Source organism: Rhodoferax sp. UBA5149, assembly GCF_002413825.1.
In the GTDB taxonomy this organism is placed as follows: domain Bacteria; phylum Pseudomonadota; class Gammaproteobacteria; order Burkholderiales; family Burkholderiaceae_C; genus Rhodoferax.
On record NZ_DHXT01000230.1, the window covers coordinates 1 to 6,917 of the forward strand.

The following is a 6,917-nucleotide window of genomic DNA, read 5'->3' on the forward strand; positions in this document are numbered from 1 at the left end:
TGCAAGAACGTCTGGACCAGCCGGCCCGGCATGGAATACGCCTGGTTCAACAACGTCGAGACGAAACCTGGCATCGGCTACCCCAAGGAATGGGAAAACCAGGACAAATGGAATGGCGGCTGGGTTCGCAAAGCGAATGGCAAGATCGAGCCGCGCCAGGGAGCCAAGTGGAAGCTGCTCATGCGCATCTTCGCCAACCCCAACATGCCGGAGATTGACGACTACTACGAGCCCTTCACCTTCGATTACGACCATCTGCAATCGGCGCCGGAATCGAGGGCGACACCGACGGCACGCCCGCGCAGCCTGATCACCGGCAAGCGCATGGAGAAAATCGAATGGGGTCCTAACTGGGAAGAAATTCTCGGTGGCGAGTTCTCCAAGCGCAGCAAGGACAAAAACTTCGACGACATCCAAAAAGATATTTACGGTCAGTTCGAAAACACGTTCATGATGTACCTGCCCAGGCTGTGCGAGCACTGCCTGAACCCGGCATGCGTGGCAAGTTGCCCGTCCGGTTCGATCTACAAGCGAGAAGAAGATGGCATTGTGCTGATTGATCAGGACAAGTGCCGCGGCTGGCGCATGTGCGTGAGCGGTTGCCCCTACAAGAAGATTTACTACAACTGGAAATCGGGCAAAGCGGAGAAGTGCATCTTCTGCTACCCGCGCATCGAAGCCGGTCAGCCCACCGTCTGCTCGGAAACCTGCGTCGGTCGCATCCGCTATCTCGGCGTTCTGCTGTACGATGCCGACCGCATTCAGGAAGCCGCCAGCGTCGAGCATGATCGTGACCTGTACCAGGCCCAGCTCGATATTTTCCTCAACCCGAACGACCCCAAGGTCATCGAGCAGGCTCGCATCGACGGCATCCCGGACAAATGGATGGAAGCGGCACGCAAGAGCCCGGTCTACAAGATGGCGGTGGACTGGAAAGTCGCCTTGCCCCTGCACCCCGAGTACCGCACCCTGCCGATGGTCTGGTATGTACCACCGCTCTCACCCATCAGTGCGGCGGCCAACGCAGGCCACATTGGCGTCAATGGCGAGATTCCGGACGTCAAGCAGCTTCGTATTCCGGTCAAGTACCTGGCCAACCTGCTCACCGCGGGCGACACCCAGCCCGTGGAACGCGCACTGGAGCGAATGCTGGCCATGCGTGCTTACCAGCGCGAGAAGCATGTGGACGGCCGCATCAACACCGCGGCCTTGGATCAAGTCCAAATGACCCAGGCGGATGTGGAAGAGATGTACCACGTGATGGCTATTGCCAACTACGAAGATCGTTTCGTGATACCCAGCACGCATCGTGAATATGCTGAAAATACCTTCGACATGCGCGGCGGTTGCGGTTTCTCATTTGGCAGCGGTTGCTCTGACGGCAGCAGCGAAGTCAGTCTGTTCGGCGGTGCGAAACGTCGCACCATCCCGATCAAGGCGGAGGTCTGAACCATGTCCCTACTGTCCAATCTCCCTAATGCATCCATCAGCCTGCGGGTACTTGCCCGATTGCTGTCCTACCCGGACACGGCACTGCGCGGCCACCTGCCCGACATGCGTGACGCGCTGCGCTCGGACAGGACGGTCCCCATGGATCGCCTGGCCGAGCTCGACGCACTCATTGCCACTTTGGAAAATGGCGACGCGCTGGAAAATGAGGCTGCGTACGTTCAAATGTTCGACCGGGGCCGTGCCACGTCATTGCACCTGTTTGAACATGTGCATGGCGACTCACGTGACCGGGGTCCGGCCATGATCGATTTGACTCAGACCTACGAAAAGGCTGGCCTGTTCCTGGCTCCAGGCGAGATGCCGGACTATTTGCCAGTGGTGCTTGAGTTTGTGTCCACCCAGCCACCCAAGGAAGCCCGCGCATTCCTGGGCGAGATGGCCCACATCTTCAATGCCATCTTCAACGCTCTGCAACAGCGCGAGAGCGCTTACGCCAGCGTCCTGGGCGCACTGCTGGAGCTCAGTGGCGAGAAGGCGCACGCCGTGAAGGTGGTTCCAGACGAACCTATCGATGCGGCGTGGGAAGAACCGGTGGTTTTCGATGGCTGCTCTTCCAAGGGGCAGGCCAAACCCGGCCAAGCTCAGCCCATTCACTTTGTCAAGAATGACGCGGTCCACTCCAGCACGAAGGCGGCTGGGCACCAAGGAGTATCACTATGAACGCACTCGACAATTTCTTGTTTGGTTTGTATCCCTACCTATGCCTCACTGTCTTTTTGCTCGGCAGCCTGATCCGCTTTGACCGGGATCAATACACCTGGAAGAGCGACTCATCGCAGTTGCTCAGAGCCGGGCAGTTGCGAATCGGTAGCAACCTGTTTCATGTTGGCGTGCTGCTATTGTTCTTTGGTCACTTCTTCGGCTTGCTGACGCCGCATTTCTTGTATGAGCACTTGATTTCTGCCAGCTCCAAACAATTGATGGCCATGATCAGTGGCGGTATCGCGGGTGCATTGGGCTTGATTGGCGTGAGCTTGCTGCTGCACCGGCGCCTGTTCGAGCCACGCATTCGCATCAACTCAAAAACCAGCGATATCGTCCTGCTCGTTCTGCTTTGGCTCCAACTCGCGCTTGGACTGGCGACTATTCCCATGTCTGCGCAGCATCTGGACGGCAGCATGATGATGAGGCTGGCCGAGTGGGCCCAGCGCATTGTCACCTTCCGCACTGGCGCGCCCGAATTGCTGGCTGAAGCGGGTTGGATTTTCAAGATGCACATGTTCTTGGGGATGAGCATCTTCTTCATCTTTCCGTTTACCCGTCTCGTGCATGTCTGGAGTGGTTTTGGTACAGCCGCCTATTTGATCCGACCCCACCAGGTAGTTCGCGCGCGCCGCCTGAACGTTCCCGCGGGACACAACCAGCCACGTCGTCCGGGCGCTGGCGTTTAAGGAGATCACTATGCAAGTCAATACTCCCGTCAAACCGGAAATTTCCCGAATTAACGGCGTGGCACTGAACGCGGCGGACGACATCTTGTCCGCCGACGATCTGCGTCAGCGCGGATGCTCTGAATTGCTGCGTCAGGCCGCAATCGCCAGTGGTCTACTTTCTGACAGCGACGTAGCGTCCACGGACGGTGTGCTCAGCGAAGAGGCCACCAGTGCCATTGAAACGCTGCTTGACCAAAACCTGGCGATTCCTGAACCTTCAGACGAGGCGTGCCGACGCTACCACGCAGCGCATCAAGCCATCTACAGTACGGGTGAACGGGTGAATGTGCGGCACATTCTGTTCGCGGTGACACAGGGCGTCGATGTCGTCGCCCTGCGCAACCGCGCCGAGACCACGCTGCTGGACGTACGCTGCCATGATGGCAGTCATGCTGACGATGGATTTATCAAGGCAGCCAGCACATTGTCCAACTGCCCGAGCGGAGCGGAAGGTGGCAGCTTGGGATGGCTGGGTGCTTCGGATTGCGCCCCTGAATTCGCCAAGGAACTTTTCGGCCATGCCGAGGTAGGTGTTCTGCCGCGCCTGGTGCATAGCCGCTTTGGCCTGCATGTGGTTGAAATTCTGGAACGCGAGCCGGGCGTGGAACAGCCGTTCGAGTCAGTGCGTGGCGCAGTGGCCATGTCACTGCGGCAAAAAACTTATGTAACGTCCCTACGCCAGTATTTGAGTCTTTTGGCCGGTGAAGCTGTCATTGACGGGGTAGATATCGATGCAACCGACACGCCTCTGGTTCAGTAACTGAATCGTCCGAAAAAAAGGGGCTGATGCCTGACGAGCCCCTGCATCGACGACGCCGGCTTCATAATCACAAGCTCCCGCGGATCAAGGCCAGTGGCAGTTCGCGTTGGCTGCTGGCCTGATTGACAGCATGGACTGCGGAGAAGAGCAGTGAAATCCATACCTATCAAGTCGGCTCCTTCAAATGATGCCTCGAAGGCAGCGAGAAGCAACGCCGTAACACCACGCTGGAGGCCGATCTGGCTACTGGCCGCGCCCCACCGTCTGGCCTTTTTCATGGCTGCGATCATGCTGGTGATGAGCTCAGTGTGGTGGGGCATCATCTTGGTGATGCGGGCGCTCGGCATAGCACCATTTTGGGCAGTGCCGGTTTCGGCGGCCCATGCGCTGTTGATGACCATGGGCTTCATGCCCTTGTTTTTCGCAGGCTTTCTCTTTACGGCAGGGCCCAAGTGGTTGGGCTTGCGGGAAGTCACCGCGCGCAGTTTGTTGCCTGCCTTGACGCTGATGCCGGTTGGCTGGGTCATCGTCATCATCGGCTTTCATACGCACGCCGCATTGGCTTGCATGGGGATGTCGCTGGTCGCTGCCGGTTGGACCGGTTTGACGGTTAAGTTCCTCCGTATGCTGCGACGAAGCCATGCACCCGACCGGGTTCACGCCCGCGTCGTGGCATTCGCTTGCGGCATGGGGGTCGTCACATTGTGGATGGCGGCTGCGTCGCTGGCCGTCGGTTCGACGCTGTTACTGAGAACCGCCACGCAAGTGGGTCTATGGGGGTTTACAGCGACCGTATTTGCCGTGGTGTCGCACCGCATGATTCCGTTCTTCGGTGCCAGTGCAGTTCCGTTTCTGGATGCATGGCGGCCCATGTGGTTACTTTGGATCATGGTGGGCATGCTGTGGCTGGAGGCGGTGCTGGCTGCCGCTGACTTGTGGTGGTGGCCTTGGTCCGCCACCCTACGCTGGTGTCAAGTGGCCTTTGAATTGCCCTCCTCCGTTTTGCTGCTTTGGTTGGCTGTGCGCTGGGGCCTGGTGCAGAGCCTGAAAATTCGGCTCATCGCCATGCTTCACGGCGGCTTCGCGTGGCTCGGGATTTCTTTCGCACTGAATGCGGTATCCCACACATTGATGGCGTTTACGAATGGGGAGCTTTCGCTGGGACTGGCTCCTCTTCATGCCATGACCATGGGCTATCTGGGCGCGACCATGTTCGCGATGACCACGCGTGTCAGCAGTGGGCACGGTGGGCGGCCCGTCGCCGCTGACAACACAGCCTGGACCTTGTACTGGATACTGCAGACCGCCGTGCTGCTGCGTGTCATCGCGGCACTTTGGCCCGCGGCCAGCACGCTGTTCACGCTGATGGCAATTTCGGCGTGGACTGCCGCCACCGCGGGTTGGGCCATCCGATATGGCCGCTGGTTCGGTCGCCCGCGCGCGGATGGGAGGCCCGGCTAATCAAAAATTATTTCATTTGAAAATCAAACGACTATATTTGCCATATCGCAGAGCAGACCAGTCAACAAATGCCTCTAAGCAAGCGTCACGGGCAGGCCCTGGCGGTCGAATGGAATAAATGTTCCCAGCGTGCCCGCCTTGATGGCTTCGACCATGCGTTGCAAAGGTTTTTCAGCCGCCTCACTGCTTGGTGCGAGCCCGCCACTACCGGATAAGGCGGCGGCGAATACAATGCTCCAGTCTTGACCAAACTGGCGCGACTCTTCTGCCAAATCGGCAAAAGTGAGCAGCTCTTCAGGGGTTTTATCCACGCACATGATGGGCACAAGCGCGCCACCCTGGCCTGCCAGAAAACGCTCGCGCTGCGCCACAGTGCTGTCTTCCGGCAAATCGGCACTGGCAAATACAAATAACAGACGTTGCGGTTCGGTTTGTTGTCGGGCCGCCTGCAACAAATCATCAAAACTGGAGATACTCATGGTCGGCTCTTCTTTTCAAAAACGGTTTAAATGGTAGCCACAAAGGCTATTTGACAGTATCGCCCGGATTTTATTGTTCGTGCCAAGCTTGTTTCAAGTCAACAAGCGTCGCACAGTACAGCCCTAATATTTCACAGCTTTTTTCAGGAAACAAGTTATGTCGCAAAAAACCCCCGAACGCACGAAACCAGACCATGCCCTGGCACCTCAGCAAATCAGCCTGGAGGTGCTTCTTGAAAAATACAGCAAAGGGTCGGAGCAAAGCATATTCGACGTCAACCAGCGTGTCGCGCGCGCTTTGGCTCAGGTCGAGGCACCGGAGCACCAAAAACAGTGGGAAACCAAATTCATGCAGGCGCTGCAAAACGGGTTCCTGCCCGCTGGGCGCATTCAATCTGCTGCCGGCACCACCTTGTCTGCCACGCTGATCAACTGTTTCGTGCAACCGGTGGGCGATTCCATCGCGCACGTGGAAGATGGGCATCCCGGCATCTACACGGCGCTTACCGAGGCCGCCGAGACCATGCGCCGCGGTGGCGGCGTAGGTTATGACTTCTCGCGTATTCGCCCGCGCGGCGCATGGGTCGGCAGCACACAAAGCAGTGCATCGGGACCCGTGAGTTACATGCGCGTATTCGACCGCTCATGCGAAACGGTCGAATCCGCCGGCGCCCGACGTGGCGCGCAAATGGGCGTACTACGTTGCGACCATCCCGATATTGAAGAATTCATTCATGCCAAGGACACGGGAGACCTGAAGAACTTCAATATTTCCGTCGGTGTCAGCGACGCTTTCATGGAAGCTGTGCAACAAAATAGCGAGTTCGCTCTGATTCATCGCGCCGAGCCGGGCGCAGGCCAAAAAGAAGCGGGCGCCTACCAGGCAAAAGACAGTGGCTTGTGGGTTTACCGAAAGTTGCAGGCGCGCGAGCTGTGGGATCAAATCATGCGGTCCACCTACGACCATGCCGAGCCTGGCGTATTGTTCCTGGACCACATCAATCGCGACAATAACCTGTCCTATTGCGAGACCATTGCCAGCACCAATCCCTGCGCAGAACAACCCCTGCCCCCTTACGGCTGCTGCTGCCTTGGCTCCATCGATTTGACTAGGTTCATAGATCATCCTTTTGAAGAAAATGCCCACTTTGACAGAGCAGCATTTGCTGAAGTAGCCCGCGTCGCTACCCGCATGCTGGACAACGTGCTGGACGTTACTGTGTGGCCGCTGCCACAGCAACAGGAAGAAGCCCGCAGCAAACGCCGCGTCGG

General features: G+C 57.9%; 7 protein-coding genes. 6 read left to right on the forward strand and 1 reads right to left on the reverse strand.

Annotated features, from left to right (window positions below):
• From narH to B3V69_RS20305, 5 genes are all read left to right on the forward strand, one after another.
• Window positions 1–1,449 (forward strand): nitrate reductase subunit beta (narH, locus tag B3V69_RS20285; protein ID WP_296449519.1); only part of this gene is annotated, 1,449 nt, incomplete at its 5' end.
• 3 nt (window positions 1,450–1,452) lie between these two features.
• Complete coding sequence (gene narJ, locus B3V69_RS20290) at window positions 1,453–2,172, forward strand: nitrate reductase molybdenum cofactor assembly chaperone (RefSeq protein WP_296449522.1); 720 nt, start codon at window positions 1,453–1,455, stop codon at window positions 2,170–2,172.
• Complete coding sequence (gene narI / locus B3V69_RS20295) at window positions 2,169–2,903, forward strand: respiratory nitrate reductase subunit gamma (RefSeq protein WP_296449525.1); 735 nt, start codon at window positions 2,169–2,171, stop codon at window positions 2,901–2,903. Before narJ ends, narI begins: the two co-directional genes overlap by 4 nt.
• A gap of 10 nt (window positions 2,904–2,913) precedes the next feature.
• On the forward strand, window positions 2,914–3,705 hold the full coding sequence (locus B3V69_RS20300; RefSeq protein WP_296449528.1) for a peptidylprolyl isomerase: 792 nt from the start codon (window positions 2,914–2,916) through the stop codon (window positions 3,703–3,705).
• 297 nt (window positions 3,706–4,002) lie between these two features.
• Complete coding sequence (locus B3V69_RS20305) at window positions 4,003–5,166, forward strand: NnrS family protein (protein ID WP_296449543.1); 1,164 nt, start codon at window positions 4,003–4,005, stop codon at window positions 5,164–5,166.
• A 74-nt stretch (window positions 5,167–5,240) separates the two neighbouring features.
• Here the strand turns inward: B3V69_RS20305 and B3V69_RS20310 are convergent, their stop codons facing one another.
• Window positions 5,241–5,645 carry a ribonucleotide reductase subunit alpha gene (locus B3V69_RS20310; RefSeq protein WP_296449531.1) on the reverse strand — a complete coding sequence of 135 codons (405 nt, stop codon included), beginning with the start codon at window positions 5,643–5,645 and terminating at the stop codon, window positions 5,241–5,243.
• 157 nt (window positions 5,646–5,802) lie between these two features.
• Between B3V69_RS20310 and B3V69_RS20315 the strand changes: the two genes are divergently transcribed.
• Window positions 5,803–6,917, forward strand: a 1,115-nt coding sequence (locus B3V69_RS20315; RefSeq protein ID WP_349679238.1) for a ribonucleotide reductase N-terminal alpha domain-containing protein, incomplete at its 3' end; no start/stop codon positions are given.

What these genes read in the sequence shown, in the direction of transcription:
- narJ (WP_296449522.1), top strand. Translation starts at nt 1,453, where the DNA reads ATGTCCCTACTGTCCAATCTCCCTAATGCATCCATCAGCCTGCGGGTA.
- narI (WP_296449525.1), top strand. Translation starts at nt 2,169, where the DNA reads ATGAACGCACTCGACAATTTCTTGTTTGGTTTGTATCCCTACCTATGC.
- B3V69_RS20300 (WP_296449528.1), top strand. Translation starts at nt 2,914, where the DNA reads ATGCAAGTCAATACTCCCGTCAAACCGGAAATTTCCCGAATTAACGGC.
- B3V69_RS20305 (WP_296449543.1), top strand. Translation starts at nt 4,003, where the DNA reads ATGAGCTCAGTGTGGTGGGGCATCATCTTGGTGATGCGGGCGCTCGGC.
- B3V69_RS20310 (WP_296449531.1), bottom strand. Translation starts at nt 5,645, where the DNA reads ATGAGTATCTCCAGTTTTGATGATTTGTTGCAGGCGGCCCGACAACAA.